The organism is Pyxidicoccus trucidator (assembly GCF_010894435.1).
GTDB lineage: Bacteria > Myxococcota > Myxococcia > Myxococcales > Myxococcaceae > Myxococcus > Myxococcus trucidator.
This window is the reverse complement of sequence record NZ_JAAIXZ010000024.1, coordinates 164,400-187,306: the sequence shown is the minus strand read 5'-3', so window position 1 is coordinate 187,306 and position 22,907 is coordinate 164,400. Positions and strand designations below refer to the sequence as shown.

The window sequence follows — 22,907 nt, the reverse complement described above, 5'->3', positions numbered from 1 at the left end:
GGGATAAACCGGCATGGAGTAACGGATGAAAGAGCCGTACATCGAAGGGCCAGCCACCCACGATGGCCCCGAGTCATGCGCAGGCACCCGTGAGGGTGTGGGCGAAGCGTTGACAGGGGAAGACGCAGGCAGGGTATTGAGCCGCGAAAGCAGGCAGTCCAGGACGCCGACGCTGTTATCCGAAGCGGAAGGCACCACGCCCCCAGGCGCCATGGCGAGCCTTGGGGTGGTCCTGCGCGGTCGTAGACCCCTCGCATGCGCGGACGCTCCATGCGCGAGAACCGGGAGATCCTCTGCCCGCCCGCCAGAAGATGGCAAGGCGGGACGCACCGGGAAGGCCGATGGCCGCACGCCGGTGATGGACGGGCAGGGGAAGTCGGACAGGCCCGTAGTACCAACGAATCCGCCGAACAAGGCCAGCAGTACGGCTGCGGAGGTGGTGGAGGGAAGGGGCCTGGCCAAGGGAAACGCAGGTGAGCAAAACACGTCCCGGACCCAGAGCCGGACCCACGTGCCCAATGCGCTCACCCGCGTACGTCAAGCGGCAAGAAGGGACAGGAAGGCGAGGTTCAGTGCACTCCTGCATCACGTGACGAAGGACTCACTCCGGAGGGCATTCGAGGCGATGAGCCGGACTGCCGCTCCAGGGGTGGACGGCGTCACGTGGGCGGCCTACCGAGAAGGGCTGGAGGACAACCTCCAGTCGCTTCACGAGAGGCTGCACCGCGGAGCGTACCGGGCGAAGCCCTCTCGCAGGGTGTACATCCCCAAGGCGGATGGGCGGCAGCGACCGCTCGGAGTCGCTGCGCTGGAGGACAAGCTTCTCCAGCACGGTCTCGCCCAGGTGATGAACGCCGTCTACGAGGAGGACTTCCTCGGCTTCTCGTACGGTTTTCGGCCCGGGCGCAGCCAGCACCAGTCGCTGGACGCTCTCGCGGCCGGACTCCTACGCAAGAAGACCACCTGGGTGCTCGACGCGGACATCCGTGGATTCTTCGATGCCATCGACCACGGTTGGCTGATGAAGTTCGTCGCGCACCGGATTGCGGACAATCGGGTCCTGCATCTCATCCAGAAATGGCTGAGGGCAGGAGTGATGGAGAAGGGGACGTGGGCAGCTACGGAGCAGGGAACGCCTCAGGGGGCTACCATTTCGCCCCTGCTGGCGAACATCTATCTCCACTACGTCTTCGACCTCTGGGCCCAGCAGTGGAGGAAGCGGCAGGCGCGCGGTGAAGTCATCATCGTGCGCTATGCTGACGACTTCATCGTGGGGTTCCAGTACCGCTCGGATGCAGAACAGTTCCTGAAGAGCCTCCGCGAGAGATTGCGGAAGTTCTCCCTGGAACTGCATCCCGAGAAGACGCGCCTCCTCATGTTCGGGCGGTATGCCGAGAAGATGAGGACGGAGCGGGGACTCGGTAAGCCGGAAACCTTCAGCTTCCTCGGCCTGACGCACATCTGCGGCAGGACTGGGCGGGGAAAGTTTCTTCTCATACGGCGAACGATGCGGAAGCGGATGCAGGCGAAGCTGCGCGAGGTGAAAGCCGAGCTGCAACGACGTCGGCATCTCTCCATCCCGGAACAAGGCGCTTGGCTACGAGCTGTCGTGCGTGGCTACTTCGCCTACCATGCAGTACCCACCAACGGGCGAGCGCTGTTGTCCTTCAGAACCCAGGTCATCCGACTCTGGCAGCGGTCGCTGCGGCGACGCGGCCAGAGAGACCGGACGAACTGGGAGAAGATGGGCAGGCTCGTTCGACGGTGGATGCCGCCCGCCCGCATCCAGCATCCCTGGCCCGAGGAGCGGTTTGACGTCAGAACCCGAGGCAAGAGCCCAGTGCGGTAGTTCCGCTCGCTGGGATCTGTGCGGGGGGCGGCCTCAGCCGGAAACGGCGAAGGGCCGTCCCTACCGCGACCTTCCAAGCAGCACAAGCCGTAGGACTATCAGAAGAGCATCTCGTCGCGCCGCTCTCGCCGCTGGCATTGGATGACGGGACTATGCTGCTGCTCCGACACGGGTGCGGGCGCCTCATTGCTCAAGACTTCATTTCCGCCTCGCGCGTTCTCGTTCTGAGAATAGAGGATGTCCTGCGCCAACACCTCCGCAGCCTCGGAGTCGACACCACTGAATTCAAGCCAGATGTCGGCGATGGCACCTCTCGAACCGATGACGCCACTCTCGGAAAGCTGATGCGCCGAGCCCTTCCAGATGGCCGAACGATAAAAGAATATCTAGGGAATGATCTTTGGAGCCATATTGACTCAATTCTAAACTCACAAACAGGACTCAATCTCCGAAACGAATTTGCCCATGGACTCGTTCGTCCGCAGCACTGCACGCCAGACATCGCTGGAATTGCTCTCGCGCTTCTGTACCAACTGGCGAATGCCGTAAGCGCTGCGTCAACAGCAAACAGCAACCAGGCGTAGCGAGCGCGAAGGCTGTACAGCCATAGGCCGGCGCCACCATAACGCCTCTTGCGACGCAAGCAAGGCCCGGATTCTGATTGGCCACTACGGGCGCTCGCCGAAAGAGATTCCCTCGGAAAATCGCTCGACATCCGAGGGTCTAAAGTCAATGCAGTTCACTTTAGGCACGAACACGACGTAGTGGCCTGCGGGAGCGTGCTCGACGGACCGGGTTGGGACTTGGGACGCTTCCGTGGGTAGCTGCTTATCTTGATTTTCACCGCACGCGGATAGCGTCTGTGGCTTCGCCGCAGCGGGAGGATGAAGCGTTTCACCTCTTCTCTCAGGCGTCGCAGATGTTTGGGAATCGCTCCAAGGCTCGCGCCGGCCAGCCACATCCACTCGTCGCGGATGAGACGCAGGGCAATGGCGAAGCTGATTCGGGTGGGAGGCACATCGGCCTCTTCGGCGATGCGCTCCATCTCCAGTCGCACCAGATTGTAGGCCAGTCCCACGCCCCAGAGTGTTGACGCGCACCCTGGTTGGGGGTGGTGGCAGGTGCAGAGGGGCCGAGGAGTGCTGCTGACAGGTGCCGCTCGGACTTATGCACCGGGCCGGTGGAGACGCGGTGCAACTGCCTGCACTGGACGTGTTCAAGATGCAAACCAGAAACCCCCATCCGCTTCTGGCGGACCTCGTTGTGCGGCCATGGCTATGGAAAATAACCAAATCACGGTTTTTAATGACAAGCTGGATAGTTCAGAATATAACGTCTGCGCCGCGCCTCTCATTGGAGTCGCCCTCGCAGGAGCCGCACCGTGCAACGACAGAAAATTACCTTTGTCCTCTCCTTCTTCTTGTCTGGGCTTCTTTGGAGTGGCTGCGTCCAGCCTGCTCAGCCCGAGTCTGAACTCTCCGATGAAGCCCTCACGACGCAAGACCAGGCACTTGTCACCGCGCCTGCCATCTCCGCAGGCAATGCCCATACCGTGGCACTGAAGGCGAATGGCACCGTCTGGACCTGGGGTGGCAACTACTTTGGACAACTCGGAGATGGCACTGCAGCCGATCGTTTCCATCCGAGGCGGGTCGACAACCTGAAGGACATCACCGCTATTGCTGCGGGGAGCTACTTCACGCTGGCACGCAGGGTGGATGGCAGCGTGTGGGCTTGGGGGGACAATTACGCTGGCCAGCTCGGAGACGGAACGAACTCGACGCGTCACCGTCCGGTTCAGGTGACAGGACTCTCGAACGTGAGTGCGCTCGCGGCGGGCGACTACCATTCGCTGGCGCTCAAGGCGGATGGCAGCGTGCTGGCCTGGGGTGACAATTATTATGGACAGCTTGGAGACGGCACGGCAGTGTCGAGCGCGACTCCCGTCCAGGTACAGGACCTGACGGGAGTGACCGCCATCGCCGCAGGAGACTACTTCACCCTGGCGCTGAAGTCAGATGGAACCGTCTGGGCTTGGGGAGACAACGCCCAGGGACAACTGGGTGATGGCACGACCGACGCGAGCTCCTCTCCGGTGCAGGTGCAGGGTGTCTCCGATGTCATCGCCATCGCAGTGGGCGGTGCTCACTCCCTGGCGCTGAAGGCCGACGGGACGTTGTGGGCTTGGGGCGACAACTCCTACGGCCAGCTGGGCGACGGGACCACCGATGCGCGCGCGAGTCCAGTTCAGGTCGCCGGTATCTCCGGTGCGAGCGCGATTGTCGCAGGCAGCTCCCACTCCCTGGCGCTGACGACTGGCGCGGTGCATGCTTGGGGTGACAACTACTTTGGCCAACTCGGGGACGGGACGATGGATTCGAGCACCACCCCGGTGCAGGTGCAGGGCCTGACGGGAGTGACCGCCCTCGCCGCTGGAGGCTTCTACACCGTCGCACTGGTCAATGGAGCGGTGAAGTCGTGGGGTGACAACTACTTCGGTCAACTGGGAGACGGGACCATCAATGCGAGCCCGGCTCCCGTACAGGCGATGGGCTTCAACAACATCACTTCCATCGCCGCGAGCGACAACCAGCATCTGGCGCTCAAAGAGGATGGAACCGTGTGGGCCTGGAGTGGTTCCGGTACCACTGCTCCTGTGCTGGTGCAGGGACTGACGGGCGTGACTGCCATCGCCGCGAGTTCGGGACATGCCCTGGCTCTCAAGGCGGATGGAACCGTCTGGGCATGGGGTGCCAATTATAGCGGCCAACTCGGAGATGGAACCGTGACGACTCGTTCGACACCCAGGCGTGTACAGGGGCTCACGAGCGTTGTCGCCGTTTCGGCCGGCAATGGCCACTCGCTCGCGGTGAAGTCCGATGGAACCGTCTGGGCTTGGGGGTATAACGGTCTTGGTGCGTTAGGGGATGGAGGCTATACGAGCCGCGCCACCCCCGTAAGGGCGAAGATCGCGGGCGTAAAAGCAATTGCCGCCGGGACTTACTACTCACTCTTCCTCAAGGCGGATGGAACCGTCTGGGGCTCGGGGTACGATCAGCACGGTGCGCTGGGTAGCGGCGGGTACAATGCCACCCCCAACCCGACCCAGATCCAGGGTATCACCGGAGTGGCCACCCTTGCCGCAGGATACGCCCATGTGACGGCGATCACCACGTCTGGAGACCTGTGGGCCTGGGGATACAACAGCGATGGGCAGCTCTGCAGTGGCAACGGCTCAACCAACAGCAGTTCCGTTCCTCTTCTGGCCCGGAGTTCGGTGCTGGGTGTTGCAGCGGGTGATGCGTACACCCTCGTGCTCGCTGGGCTTGGTTACTTGGTCAACTGGGGTGACAATTCTTTCGGCCAGCTCGGCGATGGGACGACCACCGACAATAATAATTACGGAACGTACGTGGGGGTTTCCGCCGCCGCGACCATGATCTCCGCGAGTGCGACGAGTTCACTGCTATTGAACACGGATAGTTCCGTGTGGGCATGGGGCGGAGGGACCTCCACCCCGACACAGGTGCAGGGCCTCACCTCTACCCAGCCGACTGCGTTCACTGTTACCCCGTAGCCCCGCCCTTGAGCCCGGCGCCCTCTTGGGAGCGCCGGGCCCGCGTCGGTCAGTTCTCCGTGAGCAGTAGTGGGCATGTGGCCAGCCCTGGGCTGAGGTTGCCCAGGGCAGCGCGGAGGCACGGCTCGCGGGTCGGGCGCGGCGCCCAGCCTTGTTGGTGGCCCTGGCAGAGTCAGCCGTCCCTCGAATCAAGTATAGGAGAGATGGAGGCCCTGTTGAGGGTGGTGGTAGGTGCAGAGGAGCCCCCCCTGTGCCAGCGTAGTTGTCGCCCGGACCGCGAGGCCCTGGAGGTGGTGGCCTGGCTGCGGGCGCTGGCCTTCAACCTGCTCGCGTGCTGGAGAGCGCGTCTGCCTCCGGAAGGCCGCCACCTCGTGGAGTGGGCTCGCGCGTGCGAGTCGCTTCGCGACAGCCTCGTCCATGGACGAAGACTGGAAGCGCTTGCCACACCCGCATGAGGGCTCGCCGGCTCTCCCTCCGCTACTGGCCGCTACAGTCCCCGCGGTGCGCGGCGCCTCGGCCGAACGGCGGAGCTTTGCCGCACCGCGCCTCACTCTCACGAGGCTCCCTCACGTAATCGCTAACACCCGAGAACGCATCAGGCCTGGGCTCGCTCCCCCAGGGCGTCACGGTGAACGAGAACCCGGGCTTCCTGGTGGTCTACAACGTGAACTACGAGAACCTGCCCAACCCCGGTGAGAACCCGTGTGAGGGGGACTGGCAGGACCTCATCTATTACATGAAGGACCAGACGTACTCGCCGGACGTCTTCATCGTCCACCAGATGAGCGGCGCGGGCCAGGCCTGAACGGCCAGTCGCGCTCCATCGGCGTGCGCATGGCTTTCAGGGACAAGAGCAGTGGTACAACCAGGCGAACAGCCAGCTCTCCAGCACCGTCAACTACGCCTGGAACGACCCCATCTACGAGGTCTGCGGGGGGAGCAAGGCGTGCCTGCAGGACAACTGGACGGGAGGGGGAGGGGGGCGCATCGACTTCCTCTTCTTCAACGCGGCGGCCCGCTCGTCCTCGGGCCACACCGTCACCTATGACGAGGGCGACGCCGCCGACCGCAAGTTCACCGGCTCGGACAACCCGCTCAACTACTCCGGCCACCGCGCCATCCGGGCCCGCATCCACTACCCGTGAACGGGGCTGGCGCCGCGACCTTGGAGCCCCTGAGTGCTCGGGGGTTCGAGGTGCGACCAGGGCGCCGGGGATGCACGGCCGGGCAGGCGCTTGCCGCCTGTGCATCCGAGCACTCCAACCCGTGTAGCGGGCTGCACACCCGGTGGGGGCGCGGGGCGGCGGCCGGGCCCATCCCCTCGGAAGGAGGGGGGCTTCCCGGCTGGCCCTGTTGGTGCATTGCTGACACTCCATGTGCCGGGAACGCGCCGCCACCCCTTTTGACGGCCTTCGCGCCGCCCAGCCCAGCGAGCACACCCGCTGGCTGGCGGAGCCCGATGAGCCCGCGCTGCGAGAGCTGCTCCACGCGCGCTACGCCGGGAGCTACTCCTACCGCTTCCTCCATGAGCCTGGAGGGGCCTCGCGGCTCTGGAGGGCCGGCGCGCTGCTCAGCCTGGGGGAGTTCGACGCCCAGGGCACGCTCCTCTGGCACACGGGGCTGTGGCGCAAGCCGGGGCGGGACTCCCTGGACTCGGGGCTCTCCATGGCCCTGCCTGGCCGGCGCACCGCCATGGACCGCTCCGAGCACGAGCGGCTGTGGAGCCACCTCCTGGAGCTGCTCGAGGCGCGCGTGGGCTTCCTGCACCAGCAGACGTCCACGCTGCACCTCATGGCGCAGCGCTACGCGTCGCGCTTCATGCGGGCCGTGCCGGTGGGCCTCATCGTCGACTACACCGAGGGGGAGACGCTGGTGGGGGTGGAGGGCTCGGGCCTGCCGATGCAGGCGCTGGCGATGACGACGGTGCTCGCGCCGCTGCCTCCGCGCCGGCGCTTCCTGCCCGCGGGGCCGTGGGGGGAGTGGCTCGCGTCCATCCTCGCCGCCTCGGGCCTGCCGGGGACGGTGGAGCTGACGCCGCTGGAGCGCCGCCCTCGCGCCGGGGGCCTCGTGCTGCGCCCGCTCGACTGGAACGAGTCCCTGCGGCTCGAACGGCGGGAGCTGGTGGGGCCTGCCGGGGAAGGGCAGGGGGCCACGGCGCTCCCGTCCTCGCGGGCGCGCGTGGACCTCGTCCACCTGTCCATGGGCGAGCCCCAGCGCGTGGCCGAGGCCACGCCCGTGCTCCTCGCGGCGGGCTACCTGCCGACGGGCCTCCGCCCGAGCCTGGACGCGCCCGACGACATCGTCTTCCAGCACCTGCCGGTGCCGGAGCGGGCGCGCGAGGCGGTGGGGCGGGCGCGGCTGGACGGCGAGGCGGCCCGGGCCCTGTGGAGCGGATGGGTGGAGCGATGCGCGCGAACTTCGTAGACACGCTCCTCGCGCGGCTGGACGGCGAGGTGGCCACCATCTGGGCCACGGTGCTGCTGCGCATCGACGCGCGGCCCGACGTGGCGCGGCTGCGCGGGGCCTTGCGCGCCCTGGTGCGCGAGAGCGAGCGCCTCAACGTGGCCTGGGACGACGCGCGCGGTGCGTGGGTGCCCGCGCCGCGCACGGACGAGGCGGTGGACGCGGCCCTGCTGGAAGGCGCCGAGCCGCTGGACGAGCCCGAGGCGGTGACGCGGGTCATCAACACCCGGGTGGACCTCGCGAGGGACGTGCCGCTGCGGCTGCACCTCCACCCCCTGGCCGATGGCGCGCCGGGCCCGTGGCTGCTCGCCATCCAGCTCCACCACGCGATTGGGGACGCCAAGGCGCTCGCCCACCTGCTGGAGCGGCTCTGGCTGCACTGCGCGGGGCGCGCGTCGGAGTCGCCCCCGCTGGGCCCCTCGGCGCTGACGGATGGCAAGGTGCTGCTCGCGGCGCTGCGCGGGCCGGGCCGGGTGCTGGGCCTCGCGAGCCCCCGCCGCCGGCTCCTCGCGCAGCGGGGCCTGGGCCTGCGCCGAAGTGGAGACACCGCGGGCCGCTCGTTGATGGCGACGGCGCGCCTGACACTCCCGGCTGGCCGCACGGACGTCCAGGCCTCGGAGGTCTTCTTCGCCGCGCTGCTGGCGGGCGTCGCGCTGCGCGAGCCCACGAAGGACGGGCTCATCCGCCTGCGGGTGCCGGTGGACCTGCGGCGCATGCTGGGGCTGGGGCGGATGCTGGGCAACGGCTGCTCGACGGTGCCGCTGGAGCTTCCCCTGCGGGAGGTCCGCGCCCGGCTGGAGGACGCGCCCGCCCTGGCGGCGCTGGTGCGCGAGGCGCTGCGGCGCGTGCTCGACGAGGGCGTGCACTGGACGACGGCGCTGGAGTGCATGGCGGTGGCGCGGCTCGCCCCGGGGCCCGTGCTGCGGCGCAACGCGCGCCCCGGGCTGGTGGCCGAGCCCCGCACCAACACGCTGGTGGCGACCTACCTGGGGCAGCTCGACAAGCACTTCGTGGACGCGCCCTTCCGCATCCACTCCATGCGCAGCCACACGGCCACCTGGGGCGCGACGGGCCTGGGCTTTGGCGACACGCTCAACATCAACACGGCGACGTTCGAGGGACTGTGGACCCGGGGCGAGCTGCGCGACTTCACCGAGCAGCTCGCGGGCTGGGCGTCCTCGGGCTTCGGGCTTCCGGCGGAGGTGGTGGGACCATGAAGGGGCTTCGCGACGCGCCCGCGCTCTACCTGGGCTTCATCTCGCTGCACCTGCTGCTGGGGCACCTGGGCTCCAGCTTCGTCTACCGCCTGCGCTTCGGCCGCAGCCCGCTGGCCTACCGGAGCACCGGGGCCGACTCCGCCCACACGCGCTTCACGCGGCGCATCAGCGGCGCCTCGCTGGTGTGGGCTGGCTCGGTGGTGGCGGCGGCGCTCTGGCCGCGCTGGTCCGAGCTGCCCTGGGGCCGGCCCCTGCTGGCCCTTCCGCCGGAGGTGGGCTGGGCGCTGGGCGTGCTCGGGCTGGTGGGCATGCTGGCGGCGCAGTACGGCATGGGCGCGACGTTCCGCATCGGCGTGGACGCGGGGGAGGCCCCGCCCGTGCTGCACGAGAGTGGACTCCACCGCTACTCGCGCAACCCCATCTACGTCTTCTCCTACCTGTACCTCGTGGGCGCCTCGCTCTGGGCTCCGTCGCTGGTGACGCTCGGGGCGTGCGCGGTGCTGGGGAGGCTGTTCCACGGGCTGGTGCTCCAGGAGGAGCGCTACCTCTCCGCCCGCCTCGGCGAGGCCTACGCGCGCTACCGCCAGCGCGTCCCCCGCTACCTCTGAGGCCGCATGCAGCCCGCCCTCGCCCCCGTCTGCGCTTCACCCGCTGCCCCCGCCGGGCCGGGCCCCTCCCGCGACGAGCTGGTGGAGCTGCTGCGCATCCGCCCCGCGCGGGCTCTGGGCATGGCGGCCCTCCACCTGGGCGTGTGGGGGCTGGCCGGCGTGGGGCTCGCGCACGTCAGCGGCTTCTGGCTGAAGCTGCCCCTGTGGCTGCTGGCGGCCCAGGGCGTCATGGGGCTCATCCAGCTCGACCACGACGCGTGGCACGACACCCTCTTCCCGAGGCCCTGGCAGAACCGCCTCTTCGGCAACGGGCTCAGCCTGCTCGTGGGCATCGCCTACGCGCCGATGCGGCACGACCACCTCGCGCACCACCGCTGGAACCGCACCGAGAAGGACCCTGACGCCTACAACGCGGGCCGCCGCTCGCCCGGGCTGTGGGCACTCTTCTACGCCACCGTGCTGCTGGGCCTGCCGCTCAGCCTCGTCTACTTCAACGTCCTCTACCCGGTGCAGCACTTCGACGCCGCCCGCCTGCGCCGCCATGCGCTGGTGCTGCTCGGCTACGGGGCCTTCTACGCGCTGCTCTTCTGGCTCCTGGCGGGCCACGGGCTCCTCGGGGGCGCGGTGGAGTGCTGGCTGCTGCCGGTGCTCTTCGCCAGCCCCCTCAACGGGCTCAAGTCCATCTCCGACCACCATGCCAACGTCTGGCGCGGCGACCGCTTCCACACCGCGACGACGGTGCGCAGCACCCGGCTCGTCACCTTCCTGTGGAACGGCCTCAACCACCACCTGGACCACCACCTCTACCCGCGGGTGCCCGGCTACAACCTCGCGCGGCTGCACGCGCGCCTGCGCCCCGAGCTGCTCGCGCGCGGGGCCCCCGTCTTCGACAGCTACCTCCACGTCATGTGGCGGGCCCTCCTGGCCGGCCCCATGGTGGTGGAGGAGGACGTGCGACTCGTCACCCTGGAGCGAAAGCGCCCATGAACGCCCTGCGCCGGCTGTACGCGGACATCCGCTACGAGGACGGCCGCTGGCCGCTGTCCCGGTGGGACCTCAACCTGCGCTACCTCACCAAGAGCCTCCTTCACCTGCCGGAGCCGCGCTCGGCCGAAACCGGGGAGCACTTCGCGCGAGTCGCCCGGCACCTCGCCTCGGGGAGCTGGCGGCACGCGGGCGCGCCGGAGCTCCGGCTGAGCGCCGTGGGCGACATGATGTGGATTCGCAGCGGCTTCCACCGCGCCCTCTCTCCCGGCGTCCGGGAGGTGATGGCGGGGGACGCGGTGGCCTTCGCCAACCTGGAGACGCCGGTGGACCCGGCGCGGCCCGTGCCCCGGCTCGTCTACGAGACGCTCCACTACAACGCCCCGCCGGACTACCTCGCGGCCTGGGAGGGCACGGCGCGCCACCGCGTCTTCTCCCTCTGCAACAACCACGCGCTCGACCAGGGCGCCGAAGGGCTGGAGCGGACCCGGGGGACGGTGCTGGCCTCCTCCCAGCACCGCTGCGTGGGAGGCCCCCGGCCGGAGGACGCGGTGGCCGCCCTGGAGGTGGACGGGGTGCGGATGGGCATCGCCGCCGTGACGTATGACATCAACCACCTCGTGGGGGCGCCGCCCGCCGGGGTGCCGGTGACGCGGCTGGGCAGCCCCCTCCACGCGCCGGACTGGGAGCGGCTGGGCGCGCTCATCGACGCCGCTCGCGCGGTGGGGCCGGACCTGGTGGTGCTGATGCCGCACTGGGGCTTCGAGTACGAGTACTGGCCCGAGGCCCTCCAGCGCGAGCACGCCTGGCGGCTCATCGAGCGCGGGGCGGACCTCCTCCTGGGCTCCTCGCCGCATGTCCTCCAGCCGGTGGAGTGGGTGTCCATCGACGGCGCGGACGCCACATGCCCCACGCAGGTGCGCCGGGGCGGGCCCGCGCGGATGGGGCTCATCGCGTACTCGCTGGGCAACTTCCTGAGCATCATGCCCACGCTGGCGTGCCAGACGGGGGCCGTGCTGAAGCTCGCGCTCGCCCGGGACGCGCGGGGCGTGCTCCAGCCGGTGGATTTGCGCGCGGTGCCCACCGCCTGTGGACGGGGACTCGGTGGGGAGGGGTTCCTCGACGCGGGCGTGGTGCGCCTGGACGAGCTGCCCCCCCAGCGGGCGGCGCCGCACCTCGCGCATGCTCGGCGGACGTTGGGCGCGCTGCTTTCGGACCGGAGGGACTGAGGATGTCGTCGATTGAGGAGCAGTTGGAGGCGCTCACCGTCGGGATGGCGCGGCAGGTCGCGAGCTGGCTGCCGGCGGTGACGCCAGAGCGCTACGTGGCGTTCCTCGACATGATGTACCACTACACGCGGCGCAGCGGAGACCGGCTGCGGCTCGCGGCCGAGCGCGCCACGCTCCCCGAGCTGAAGGCCTTCTTCGCGGAGCTGGCGGGGGACGAGCAGTCGCACTACCTGCTGGCCAAGGCGGACCTCGCGGCCTTCGGGCGCGAGCCCTCGTCCGACACGCCTCGCGAGGTGGCCGACTTCCACGCCTTCTGGGAGGGAATCGGGCCGGAGCGGCAGCTCGCCTTCCTGGGCGCGCTGCGCGTGCTGGAGGGCGTGGCGCGGCACCTGGGAGGCGAGGCCCGCCAGGGGCTGGGGCGGCTCGGGCTGGAGCGGACGAAGGCGCGCTTCCTCCTCGTCCACCTCGACGTGGACCTGGAGCACGGCGCGCGGGCCCAGGCGCTCTGCGCGGCGCTGGGGGCCGGGCACCCGGAGCCGCTGCTCGAAGGGGCCCGGCGGGCCGCCGAGTTCTGGGTGGCCATCCACCGCGCGGCGCTGGCCGGCGAGGCGCGGCCCTGAGCGGGCGCCTCAGCGCACGGAGAGGACGCGGCGCTCCACACCTCGCCAGGGCTCACGCTACGGAGGGGCTCCCACGGGCTTCCGTGGAGCGCCTGACCGCGGGGGGGCGAGGCGCGACCGAGACAGCGCTTCAGGAGGGGCAAACTCGGTACCAAACGGGTACCAAATCCAGCGAACCCGCCTGAACGTCACGGAGCGCCACCGGACAGAAAAACGCCCTGCGTCCGCGTATTTCGGAAGCAGGGCGATGACCCCGACAGGAATCGAACCTGTGGCCTGCGGTTTAGGAAACCGCCGCTCTATCCAACTGAGCTACGGGGTCGTGCTGCCGCGTTATAGCAGGCGGCCCGACGCGCGCAACGAGCGTGAGGCCCTGGCGGAAACGGTCCCTGTTCGAGCGCGCCCCTGACGCCTACCTGACAACGGAGGAGGCGGCCAAGAAGGCCGCAGCCGATGCGGTGTTCATGGAGGCAGCGCGGAACAAAGCCGCCATGCACCAACTCCACCTCGTCCGCGTCCTCAAGTCCAAACCGGCCAGGTCATTTCTGATCGGGCCCGTTCTCCGATTGCACGAACCTGGGAACGCGAGCTGGCCCCCTCGAAGTGGGTGGAGTGCAACCAGAACAATGGATTGTGAAGTTCACAACCCATGTGCGAGGGTCACTTCACGTTGAGTGCGTGCCGACGAACTCCGTCTGCACTCGCCGTTCACACGCCGCCTCGTCAGCCTGGAGCCAAGCCATGCCCATCGTCGTTCGCAACGTCACCACCAAACCCAATCAGACCGCGACGTTCGATTTCAGCGGGCACACCGTGCTCGCCTACACGATCGGCATCGCGTACTGGAGCTTTTCCTTCGACAACGACCACCACGTCCGCACCCTCGCGCTCTCCCTCTCCCCCAACAAGCCGGACGACGCGCACGTCACCGTCAGTGTCAACGGGACGTTCACGGACGACAGCGGGAGCACCCTCGACGCGGCTGCCAGCTCGGTGGTGGTCTGCTGCATCGCGGTCGTCGACTACAAGGACAGCAACGTCGTGCTCGCCTCCGCGAACGGCATCCCCGCCAACGGGCAGAGCGCCGGCATCGCGCTCCCGAGCTCGACGCTCTCGATCAACGCCGCCTTCCTCTCCGGGTGGAAGCTCAACCACAGCAGCGACAACGAGGTGGCGTCGCTCGATCTTTCGGCGGGCGTGGTCGCGAACGGCACCACGGCCAACATCGTGGCCACCGCGTCGATGCACGACAACTCGGGCAACCAGGCCACGGCGGAGCTCGACGCCGGCCTCCTCGCCGCCACCACCACCGCGGACGGGGTGTGCGCGGCCCCCCTGACCAACCAGCAGACGACCAGCACCATCAGCGTGGATCTCGGGCAGCAGCTCTCCGCCGCGGTGGTGCTCCTCCAGGACTACCAGGTGCGCTTCCACAAGAACCAGGACAACCACGTCAGGACGATGGGTGGCGGCTGCAAGACGTGGACGGTCGAGGGGTCTACCGTCCGGCTGACCTCGCCGCGGGCCTTCATCAGTGATGACAGCGGGAACGTCGAGACGAACGACAGCTCCAGCGTGTCGTTCGTGGTCATCGGCATCCCGAAGACCGTGGCGGCCTCCTAGTTCCTGCTGATTGGACCCGGCCGGTGCCCCGCTACGCCGCGGGGCACCCGCTTCCCGTCCCGTGCCATCCGCGCGGGCCCCACCCCGTTCGCGCGCGCTCGAGGCCTACCATGTCGTCGTCCAACCCCCCGTCGCAAAACCAGATCCCCGCCATTCGCACGTTCCAGATGGACGGCAGCTCCGTTGGAAACCTGTCGAGCTCCGTCAACCTGTTCCGCGGGGACGTGAACCTCACCCAGAGCCTGCTCACCCTCCCGGGGCGTTCCCAGGGCAACGACCTCGACGTGACGTTGTCACTCCAGTACCAATCCAACGTGTTCCGCGAGGCGACGACGTGGAACCGCGAGGCGCCGACGGGGGTGGTCGGCCTCGGCTGGGGCCTTCCCCTCACGTGGATCGAGGCGGTGTCCTCGGGCTCGCCGGTGCCGGGCACGCGGCAGTACGCGCTCTACGACAACGGGGTGCCCAACACGCTGGTTCGCCAGCCGTGGGCACCTCGCCTCTTCTCCGCCGACGCGGCCCTCGCTGGCGGCCTGGCCGACGGGAAGCCCGTCCCCGCCGCGCTCGTTGAGGAGTTCCACGCGCACGGGCTCCTCCTGTCGGCGGACGCCATCGTGCGGGGCGGCAATGGCACCTGGGAGCTCGTCGACGACACCCACGAGCTGCTCTATACGCTCGAGGTGGGAGAGCGGCTGCTGGCGAAGGACGGCGGCGAGGCGTACCAGCTCCAGAACTACCAGTTCTGGAAGCTCCAGTACTACCCGCGCTACGAGCGTTGGGTGGTCACGAGTGACTCGGCGATGCGGCGCTCGTTCGGCGGCGGTGTCACGCGGGACGCGGCCGGCGCGCACAGCGTGAACGAGACGGTGGCCTGGTCGGTGTGGTGGAAGGGAAGCAACGGTGAGCCGATCTGGAGCGGCGCCTCGAAGCGGACCGAGGGGCAGGTCCAGGTGGCGCGTGCCTGGTACCTCGGCCGCGTCACGGACCGATTCGGGAGTTCCGTCACCTATGCCTACAACGGCTTCGAGCGGACCGACGACGGCATGATCCGCGGCTGCGAGCAGCGTGTGGGCGCCGGCGGGCTGCCGTACACCAAGGCCGTGTACCTGACCCGCATCACCGACGTGTTCGGCCGCACCGTCACGCTCGACTACGGCGACAAGCTGTGGAGCGCCGAGGAGACGGCTCCGCGCGAGTACGCGGACCCGCACCTCGCCGTCCCCAGCGACGCCCCCGGCGCATGGCAGGACTGCTACGAGACGCGCTTCCTCGACGAGATCACCCTCCGGGCGACCGACGGCTCCACCCTCCTCAGCTTCCGCTTCACCTACGATCCGCGGCCGGGCGCGGCCGGACGGGAGCGCGAGGTGGCCAACGTCACCGATGCCACGGGCCCTCTCCGGGGCGACACGTTCAAGCGCTTCCTCACCGGCATCACCCAGTTCGACCAGGACGGCGTGGCGAGCCCCGGCCTCGTGCTCGGCTACTACCTCGACGCCGCGGCGGAGGGCGGCCAGCCCGCGGCCCTCGCGACCCTCACCTATCCGGAGGGCGGCACCGCCACCTATACCTATACCCGCCAGGAGCTCACGCTGTGCGAACGGCGCGCGGAGGTGAAGCGGCCGGACGCCGTCGGCAGCGGCTCGCCACGCGTCTACCATGGCCCGGACTACACGGTCGTCACGTACTACAACCAGGCGAACGGCCGGCTCTCACTCCAGGTCTGGACCTGGGGGGGGTCGTGGCTCACATGGCAGCTCGACCCGGACGACGCCCTCCTCGACACGCTCGGCCTCGATCTCGACAGCCTCCAGGTCGTCGCCAACCAGGACTTCTTCGCGCTCACCTTCACGCGCACCACCCCGTCGGAGCGCGCCGTCTACGTCTTCGACCGTGACGTGGCGCGGCCCGGCCAGTGGCGCAGCGCCACCATCGACGGGGTCACCACCGCGCAGAACGTCCCCACCCTCACGTGGCCGACGACCGGCGCCGCCACGACCTTCGTGGGCGGCACCACCTGGCTCGCCGTGGCGCGGATGAGCAGCAGTACCCAGTCCGGCAGCTACGATCTGCTCACCTGGCGATGGATCACGCGGGCGTGGACGCGCGAGACGATCACGCCCCCCCGCTACACATGGATCGCGGGCGGCGGGGAGTACCTCGCCACGTTGGATCTCGACGGCAAGCTGGCGCTCCGCTGGCTGGACAGTCTGCTCGTGTGGCAGTCGGGGACCGAGACCACGCTCCCGGGGTTTTCGACGGTGGACCTGGACAGTGTCGCCCTCGTGCCGGGCGCCTCGCTCGTGGCAGTGTCCAATCTGACCGCGAGCAACGAGCAGGAGAACACCTACCGCGTCTGGGTGGCGCAGTGGACGGCGGCCTACGCGCTCGAGGTCCACGAGCTCGGCGAGTTCACCGACACCTTCGGGCAGGGCAACCCGCCCACCCCGTGGATTCCGCAGGTGATCGACGACACGCTCGTCGCCAGCAACGGCAACCTCGCGCGCTTCGATGGCGCGGCGTGGGCGGTGAGCACGACGCTCAACCCGGGCATGCCCGACGCGGGTCGCGACCAGCGCTACGCGTTCGGGCCCGACTACGCCATCCAGGTCATCGTTCCCACCAACGGCATCGGCGAGGCCATCGGGCAGGTGATGGCCTACGACCCGACAATGGGTTGGAGGCCGGCCCCGGCCGGGTTGGGCCAATCGCTGCCGTCCCAGGATAATCAGGCGGACAACTGGCCCACGAGCGGAGGTGGCGACTGGGCGGTCGTCGGCCCGTACGTGTACTTCCGTGGCACCGCGTCGGACTGGGGTGCCGTCGTGACCTCGCCGGCGTCAGCCGACCTGGCGGCCCTCGTGAGCGCGGAGGGCTACGACTTCGACTCCGAGTCGCTCGTGGACGAGGGGCCGACCTTTCTGGCATTCACCGCCGAGAAGGGGAGCTCGTCGCAGCGGGCCGAGGCTGTCGTGCTGCGAAACGGGCAGGTGGGCAAGCCCGAGCCGTTCCTCCAGGAGAAGATGGTCCGCGGGGAGGGCCCGGGCACGTCGCCCAAGGGGCCGCGGCTTTTCGCCACCTACCCCGAGGCCGCCGTCGACTTCGACGCGGCGACGACGGTGTACCTCCACCAGTACGCCGGGGACGCCTTCGCCGGTCCCATCGAGCACTACGCGGTCACCGGCCTCGACGTCACCAACGGCTATCAGGACGAGCTCCCGACGCGCTACGTCTTCGACACGGGCACCGCGGGCTGCGACCCCCTGGGCAACATCGTGAAGTACTTCTCCGCCCGCACCTGCTCGGGCACCTCGGATGCGGCGGACCCCGTGAACGGGTGGGTGGACAGCACCTACCTCAACGGCATGGTGGATCAGACTGGCGACAACTACTACGCCATGCTCGACGGACTCCTGCTGCGCACGGAGACGCGCGACCGCGACGGCGTGCTGCTCGAGAGCACAGGGGCCTCCTGGGACGTCTACGAGCAGGTCGCCTCCGACGTCCTCGAGCCTGAGACCCTCGTGCTCCGCGGCGGTTGGGTGGTGCAGACGGTGGACACGCGAGTCGTCAACGGTGTCACCAACACGAAGACCACCGTGTTCATACCGGACGGCGCGCCCGGGTCCGCGACCGGCCAGCCGGTGACCATCTCGCTCCAGCAGTACGGGGGCGAGGGCCAGGCGCAGACGTTCGTGCAAACCACGGTCCAGGGCGTCGCGGTCGATGCCGGTCTGGCCGCGATCCACGCGCTCACCGACCCCGCGCAGGTGACCGACACAGTCACGACCGCCACGGGCACGGTCCCCGTGCTGGTCATGGCGACGACCTACGCCGGCTGGCCGAGCGCCGAGGGTGTGCTCGTCGCAGCGGCCGAGGCGAGCTTCGGCCTCCTCGACGCGGCGGACGTGGCGTTCCCGTTCGCCGCCTACGCACCGGGGGACAACCCGGCCGGGTGGGCCATCGCGGCGCGCACCACGGAGCGCACGGCCCATGGCCAGGAGCAGGAGAGCGTGGACGGCCTTGGCGTGCCGACCGCCACGATCCACAGCGCCAACTGCGAGTTCGCCGTGGCATGCTCGTCCAACGTGCCGTTCGGCGGGCTCGCCTTCCTCGGCTTCCAGCCCTACGAGGACACCTCCCGCTGGACGCTCTCCGGCGTGGAGTATGACGCGGACGACGCGCGCACTGGCATCCGCGCGGCCCGGCTGCCCGGCGGCGCCAACGCCTCTCTCGCCGTGACGGTGACGCCCGAGGCGCCCGAGGGCACGTACCTCGTCGGGGTGTGGGTGCAGACCCCGGCCGGCTTCGCCGCCGACGCCACCACAGGCATCTCCGCGACCGTCACCGTCGACGGCGTGGCCGCCACGCCGATCTTCGTGCCGCTGCCCGCCACGGAGGGCGCGTGGCGCTACGTCACCGTGCCCGTCCCGCTCGGCGGCCCCCAGGTGCTTGGGGGCGCCGTTCCCGCGCCCGATCGGCGCTCCGCGGCCCGCCGCGCCCGCCTCGCCGCTCGTCCTCGCCGGCCGAGGACCCTCGTGACCGGCAGTGCCCCGCTCGCGCCCCGCTCCGCCGCCACGGAGTCGTCGGTGGCGCTCGCCTTGTCGATCACGAACACCACCGCCAGCCCGGTGACCCTCGACAGCGTGCTGGTGGTCCCCCTGGCCAACAGCCTCGTGACCCGCACCTTCGATGAGCCGAGTCAGCAGATCACCTCCACCCAGGACGCGAGCGGCCGCACCACGCGCACGTACCATGACCGCGCCTTCCAGCCGACCGTCTCGGTGGGTGCCTCCGGGCAGATCAAGGAGCTCTTCCAGGCCTTCCTCTCGCGCCAGGGCAATGACGACGTCTTCTCGCCAACGAGCCCCAACGCCGAGGTCACCCTGCACCCCGCCACCGGCGGCGTGCTCGAGACCTTCCGTGACCGCGACCGTTGGCGCGAGCGCTGGAGCGCGTCCGCCGGGTGGGCGGCCGCGGACGGCGCCCTCGTGCACACGGGAGCCACCGAGGGGTTGGTCACCTGGCGCGGCACCGCAGTGGGGACCCGCGCGGTCTACTTCGAACTCCAGGCGCGCGACGTGGTCGCATCCGTGTCAGTGGGCAACGTGACGGTTCGCTGGGATGGCGGCTGGACCGCGTCCCAGGCGGGCGTGGCCTGGACGGCGTTGGCCACGTCCCCCCTCGAGCAGCACTGGCTCCTCGTCGTCGGCGATGGCGTCGTGCTCTTCTTCGCCGGAGGCCAGCTCCTCTACAGCCAGGCGGTCCGCCCTGTCGGGGACACTGTGTCCATCACGCTCGCCGGGGAGGGCGCCATCCGCAACCTCTCCGTCGTCGAGGGCGTCCGCGTCGGCGTGTCCTACAACGACGCCGCCGGCCGGCAGCGGCAGGTGCAGCAGCTCCATGGCGCCGACAGCACCGTGGTCGGCCTCGTCTACGACGCGCTCGACCGCCAGCTCGTGACGACGAAGGGCGCCCCCGGCTCGTTCGGCTCCGGCCAACACCAGCCCGTCTTCCAATACCGGCCCGGCTTCGTGGACGTGGAGGACTTCCTCGCGAATCTCTCCACCACCTGGGAGCTGAAGGGCGACGTCGCCGACTACTACCGGGGGCAGGCCGAGGACGGCATCATGCGCTCGGACGACAAGGGCTACCCCTACCTGGGCACGCGCTACGAGGCCTCGCCCCGGCAGCAGTCGATAGAGCAGGGCAAACCTGGCAAGCCCTATGCGATCGACCTCTCGGTGCTCGAGGAGCACCGCCAGACCACGCGGCTCCGTTTCGGCGCGAACGCGGCGGGGAGCCTCCCGGCCGGCCATTACTTCCAGGACACGCTCACGAGCCCGGTCCAGACGCGGTCCATGCGCCTGACCGACCAGCTCAGGCAGACCGTGACGAGCACCTACGTGTCGAGCGTGGGGGAGGAGGTCTCGCGCACCTCGGGCAACCGGACCTACACGGCGGGCGCGTCCGGGCCCGCGGCCACGCTCCAGACCGCGCTCCCCAACGCGCTGGTGAGCGGGCCCCAGCAGGACCCGAGCGCCTACGCACAGCGGACGACCACGGACGCCCTTCAGCGCATCGAGTCCCTTGCCGATCCCGACGCGGGGGAGACGCAGTTCGTGTCGGACGTGGCCGGGCGGCTGCGCTTCGTGCAGCCCGCGATGGATGCGGGCGAGCAGTGGTTCGTCTACTACAAGTACGACGCGATCGGGCGCATGGTGGAGGAGGGCACCGTCTCGGCGGCGTGGGACCCCGCGGCGCTGCGCCTGCTCGCGAACCAGCCCGACTGGCCGACCGAGGAGTCCACGGTTGCGGTCACGATGCACTACGACGGCAACGGGGACGAGCCCACCCTCATCGGCAGGAAATGGAGCTCGGTGGCGAACAATCCCGGGCACGACGGTGACGTCACGGTCACCGAGGTGTTCGGCTACGACGACGATGGGCACCTCTCCTCGGTGCGCATGACACTCGACGGGCCCACGGCCGCCGACGGTACGGTCGCCTACACGTACGACAACCTCTCGGAGGTGGTCCAAGTCGCTCTCCCCGCGGGAGCCCCGCTCGCGGCGGTCCACTATGCCTATGACGACCTCGGGCACGTCGTGTCCGTCGGCACCGCCGCCGGCCTCGCCGACCTCGCGGCCTACGGCTGGAGCGCGGACGGCGCGGTGCAGCGGGAGGTGCTCGGGCAGGGCGCGTGGACTCGGCTCGTCGACTACACCTCGCCCGGCCAGGTGGCCGCGATGACGACCACGTCGGCGGCCGGCGACCAGTCCTTCGCGCTCGCCTACGCTCATGACGCGGATGGCGTCGTGCGCACCCGCGGCGTGCGGTGGCGCTTCGCCGGCAAGGACACCAGCCAGGAGGAGGTCTTCGGCTACGACGGTCAGCGGCGGCTCCTCACCGCGGCCGGCGCCACGACAATGGCCATCCGCTCCTACGATCCCAGCGGAAACATCTGGGAGGCCGAGGAGAACGGCACCGTGGTGGCCACCCCGTGCGTCGGCGGCTCGGACCGTGTCGCGTCGCTCACCGTCGGGTCGGGGCCGGCCCAGCCGCTCACCTGGAGCGCGCGCGGCCAGCTCCTGGCGGGCGCCGGCCGCACGTTCGGGTACGACCGTGCCACCGGCATGACGACGCGCATCGAGGCCGGCGGCGCGCTCCGGCTCGCCTACGGTGGGAGCCAGCAGCGCGTGCTCAAGCGCCGCCGCGACGGCGCTGACAGCGTCTACTTCTTCGGCGCGGGTCTGGTCCCCGTGGCTCGGCGGGATGGTGCGTCCTGGACGGTGCTCGTACGGGGGCCGGCGGGGCTCCTCGCCCTGGTGGGCACGGCCACGCGCTTCGTGCTCCCGGATCCGGACCAGTCCGTGTGGGCGGTCGTGGAGGACGCCACGCTCGTGGCCCGCTACGCGTACGCCCCGTTCGGCGGCCTCACGCTCGCCGAGGGGGACATGGCGGCCACTCCCTACCTCTTCCAGGAGCAGGAGTGGGACGCCGAGGTCGGGCTCTACAACTTCCGCGCCCGCATGTACGACCCGGTCCTGCGCCGCTTCGTGGCGCCGGATCCGCAGCGGCAGTTCGCGAGCCCCTACATCTTCGCCGCGAACAATCCGCTCGGCATCACCGACCCCACCGGTGAGCTCTCGGTCTGGGAGCAGGTCGGCATCGGTGTGGCCATGGTGGCGATCACGGCCATTGGCATCGGGCTCACGGTCTTCACCGGCGGGGCATCGGGCGCGGCGGCGGGCGCGGCGGCGGGCGTGGCGAAGGGCGTGGCGAAGGGCGCGGCGAAGGGGGCGGCGAAGGGGGCGGCGAAGGGCGCGGCGGCCGGAGCGACGGGCGCAGCAGAAGGCGCGGCGGCGGGCGCGGCCGAGGTGGCCGCGGGGGCCACGGCGGCCGCGGGCGCGGCGAAATCGACCGCGTCCATGTCCACGAAACTCACCAAGTTCGGTCTCAATGTCGCGGGGAGCACGATCTCGAGCGCCGGGATGGCCGGACTGAAATACGACGTGCAGCACGGCAGCGACTTCACGGCCAAGGGCCTCTTCGAGGCCATGGGGATCGGCGCCGCCGGGGGCTTCGCGAAAGGGGTCGTGGGCGGCCTCGGGGGGCTCGCGACGGACGGGCTCTCCAGCATGAAGGGGGCCGCCGGCATCGCCGCGCGCATCGGCGCCAAGGCCGCCGTGGGCGGAGTATCGAGCGCGGTGGCGAGCGACTTGACGACGATCCTCACCAATGTCCAACAGCACCAGCCCTGGTACCAGGGGCTTGCCAAGAGCACGGTCACCGGCTTCGCCAGGGGCGCTGCTACTGACGCGGCCATCGGCGCCTGGGGCGAGCGCGTGAACATCTCCAAGGCCACGAGCGTGTCCGACCAGTCGACGACACGCGTGAGCAGCATCGTCGACAAGGTCAAGTCGGCCGCAGCCTCCGACGGCGCGTACAAGATCTACGGCACGGCCGCGTTCTTCGCGATGCCCGGGTACGTCATGTGGGGCGCGGCCGACACCTGGGGGCGGCACGGCTGACGCGCGGCCAGCCCGCCCGTCTGGGCCTGGGCCGTTCTAGTGGCTCTCCCGCACTTGACCCTGATGCCGGATTCGGGCGCCCGCAACCCCTCGGTTCGGGCGCCCGCAACCCCTCGGAATCCCGGCCCTTCATCGGTCAAATGGCCGCGGATGCGACATGCGCACGGGTCGTCCTGTCGAACGGTTGAACCCGCTCCACAGGA

13 protein-coding genes and 1 tRNA gene are annotated in these 22,907 nt (G+C 69.6%); 12 read left to right on the top strand and 2 right to left on the bottom strand.

What is annotated here, in order from left to right; genetic code table 11:
* The first annotated feature begins 25 nt into the window (after positions 1–25).
* Both ltrA and G4D85_RS50940 read left to right on the top strand, forming a co-directional pair.
* Positions 26–1,849 (top strand): group II intron reverse transcriptase/maturase, encoded by a 1,824-nt coding sequence (ltrA, locus tag G4D85_RS42965; protein ID WP_164020081.1) that lies wholly within the window; start codon positions 26–28, stop codon positions 1,847–1,849.
* Positions 1,850–2,001: 152 nt separating this feature from the next.
* Complete coding sequence (locus G4D85_RS50940; RefSeq protein WP_164020080.1) at positions 2,002–2,433, top strand: DUF4209 domain-containing protein; 432 nt, start codon at positions 2,002–2,004, stop codon at positions 2,431–2,433.
* 155 nt (positions 2,434–2,588) lie between these two features.
* Here the strand turns inward: G4D85_RS50940 and G4D85_RS42955 are convergent, their stop codons facing one another.
* On the bottom strand, positions 2,589–2,894 hold the full coding sequence (locus G4D85_RS42955) for a hypothetical protein (protein ID WP_205525950.1): 306 nt from the start codon (positions 2,892–2,894) through the stop codon (positions 2,589–2,591).
* A 336-nt stretch (positions 2,895–3,230) separates the two neighbouring features.
* Here G4D85_RS42955 and G4D85_RS42950 point away from each other — a divergent pair, with 336 nt between their 5' ends.
* The 8 genes from G4D85_RS42950 to G4D85_RS42915 all read left to right on the top strand — a co-directional run bounded on the left by G4D85_RS42950 (position 3,231) and on the right by G4D85_RS42915 (position 12,547).
* Positions 3,231–5,426 (top strand): RCC1 domain-containing protein, encoded by a 2,196-nt coding sequence (locus G4D85_RS42950; RefSeq protein ID WP_164020078.1) that lies wholly within the window; start codon positions 3,231–3,233, stop codon positions 5,424–5,426.
* A 628-nt stretch (positions 5,427–6,054) separates the two neighbouring features.
* Complete coding sequence (locus tag G4D85_RS42945) at positions 6,055–6,231, top strand: hypothetical protein (RefSeq protein WP_164020077.1); 177 nt, start codon at positions 6,055–6,057, stop codon at positions 6,229–6,231.
* A 569-nt stretch (positions 6,232–6,800) separates the two neighbouring features.
* Complete coding sequence (locus tag G4D85_RS42940; RefSeq protein ID WP_164020076.1) at positions 6,801–7,850, top strand: hypothetical protein; 1,050 nt, start codon at positions 6,801–6,803, stop codon at positions 7,848–7,850.
* Positions 7,832–9,106 (top strand): condensation domain-containing protein, encoded by a 1,275-nt coding sequence (locus G4D85_RS50495; protein WP_164020075.1) that lies wholly within the window; start codon positions 7,832–7,834, stop codon positions 9,104–9,106. Before G4D85_RS42940 ends, G4D85_RS50495 begins: the two co-directional genes overlap by 19 nt.
* On the top strand, positions 9,103–9,714 hold the full coding sequence (locus tag G4D85_RS42930) for a methyltransferase family protein (RefSeq protein WP_164020074.1): 612 nt from the start codon (positions 9,103–9,105) through the stop codon (positions 9,712–9,714). The genes G4D85_RS50495 and G4D85_RS42930 overlap by 4 nt, the downstream gene beginning before the upstream one ends.
* A 6-nt stretch (positions 9,715–9,720) precedes the next feature.
* A complete protein-coding gene (locus G4D85_RS42925; RefSeq protein ID WP_164020073.1) occupies positions 9,721–10,701 on the top strand; it encodes a fatty acid desaturase family protein in 981 nt (326 codons plus the stop codon).
* The gene (locus G4D85_RS42920) at positions 10,698–11,927 is read left to right on the top strand and encodes a CapA family protein (RefSeq protein ID WP_164020072.1); all 1,230 of its coding nucleotides are present in this window, start codon (positions 10,698–10,700) and stop codon (positions 11,925–11,927) included. The genes G4D85_RS42925 and G4D85_RS42920 overlap by 4 nt, the downstream gene beginning before the upstream one ends.
* Before the next feature lie 2 nt (positions 11,928–11,929).
* A complete protein-coding gene (locus G4D85_RS42915; RefSeq protein WP_164020071.1) occupies positions 11,930–12,547 on the top strand; it encodes an iron-containing redox enzyme family protein in 618 nt (205 codons plus the stop codon).
* Positions 12,548–12,795: 248 nt separating this feature from the next.
* On the opposite strand, the gene G4D85_RS42910 is transcribed toward G4D85_RS42915, so the two are convergent.
* Positions 12,796–12,869: transfer RNA gene (locus G4D85_RS42910), tRNA-Arg, on the bottom strand.
* 419 nt (positions 12,870–13,288) lie between these two features.
* Between G4D85_RS42910 and G4D85_RS42905 the strand changes: the two genes are divergently transcribed.
* Together G4D85_RS42905 and G4D85_RS42900 are read left to right on the top strand one after the other, a co-directional pair.
* Positions 13,289–14,170 carry a hypothetical protein gene (locus tag G4D85_RS42905; RefSeq protein WP_164020070.1) on the top strand — a complete coding sequence of 294 codons (882 nt, stop codon included), beginning with the start codon at positions 13,289–13,291 and terminating at the stop codon, positions 14,168–14,170.
* A 110-nt stretch (positions 14,171–14,280) separates the two neighbouring features.
* Positions 14,281–22,704, top strand: coding sequence for an RHS repeat-associated core domain-containing protein (locus tag G4D85_RS42900; protein ID WP_164020069.1), 8,424 nt, complete (start codon positions 14,281–14,283; stop codon positions 22,702–22,704).
* The last annotated feature ends 203 nt before the right edge of the window (positions 22,705–22,907 follow it).

Coding starts and splice junctions, on each gene's coding strand:
- ltrA (WP_164020081.1), top strand. CDS start 26: ATGAAAGAGCCGTACATCGAAGGGCCAGCCACCCACGATGGCCCCGAG.
- G4D85_RS50940 (WP_164020080.1), top strand. CDS start 2,002: ATGCTGCTGCTCCGACACGGGTGCGGGCGCCTCATTGCTCAAGACTTC.
- G4D85_RS42955 (WP_205525950.1), bottom strand. CDS start 2,894: ATGGAGCGCATCGCCGAAGAGGCCGATGTGCCTCCCACCCGAATCAGC.
- G4D85_RS42940 (WP_164020076.1), top strand. CDS start 6,801: ATGTGCCGGGAACGCGCCGCCACCCCTTTTGACGGCCTTCGCGCCGCC.
- G4D85_RS50495 (WP_164020075.1), top strand. CDS start 7,832: ATGCGCGCGAACTTCGTAGACACGCTCCTCGCGCGGCTGGACGGCGAG.
- G4D85_RS42930 (WP_164020074.1), top strand. CDS start 9,103: ATGAAGGGGCTTCGCGACGCGCCCGCGCTCTACCTGGGCTTCATCTCG.
- G4D85_RS42925 (WP_164020073.1), top strand. CDS start 9,721: ATGCAGCCCGCCCTCGCCCCCGTCTGCGCTTCACCCGCTGCCCCCGCC.
- G4D85_RS42920 (WP_164020072.1), top strand. CDS start 10,698: ATGAACGCCCTGCGCCGGCTGTACGCGGACATCCGCTACGAGGACGGC.
- G4D85_RS42915 (WP_164020071.1), top strand. CDS start 11,930: ATGTCGTCGATTGAGGAGCAGTTGGAGGCGCTCACCGTCGGGATGGCG.
- G4D85_RS42905 (WP_164020070.1), top strand. CDS start 13,289: ATGCCCATCGTCGTTCGCAACGTCACCACCAAACCCAATCAGACCGCG.
- G4D85_RS42900 (WP_164020069.1), top strand. CDS start 14,281: ATGTCGTCGTCCAACCCCCCGTCGCAAAACCAGATCCCCGCCATTCGC.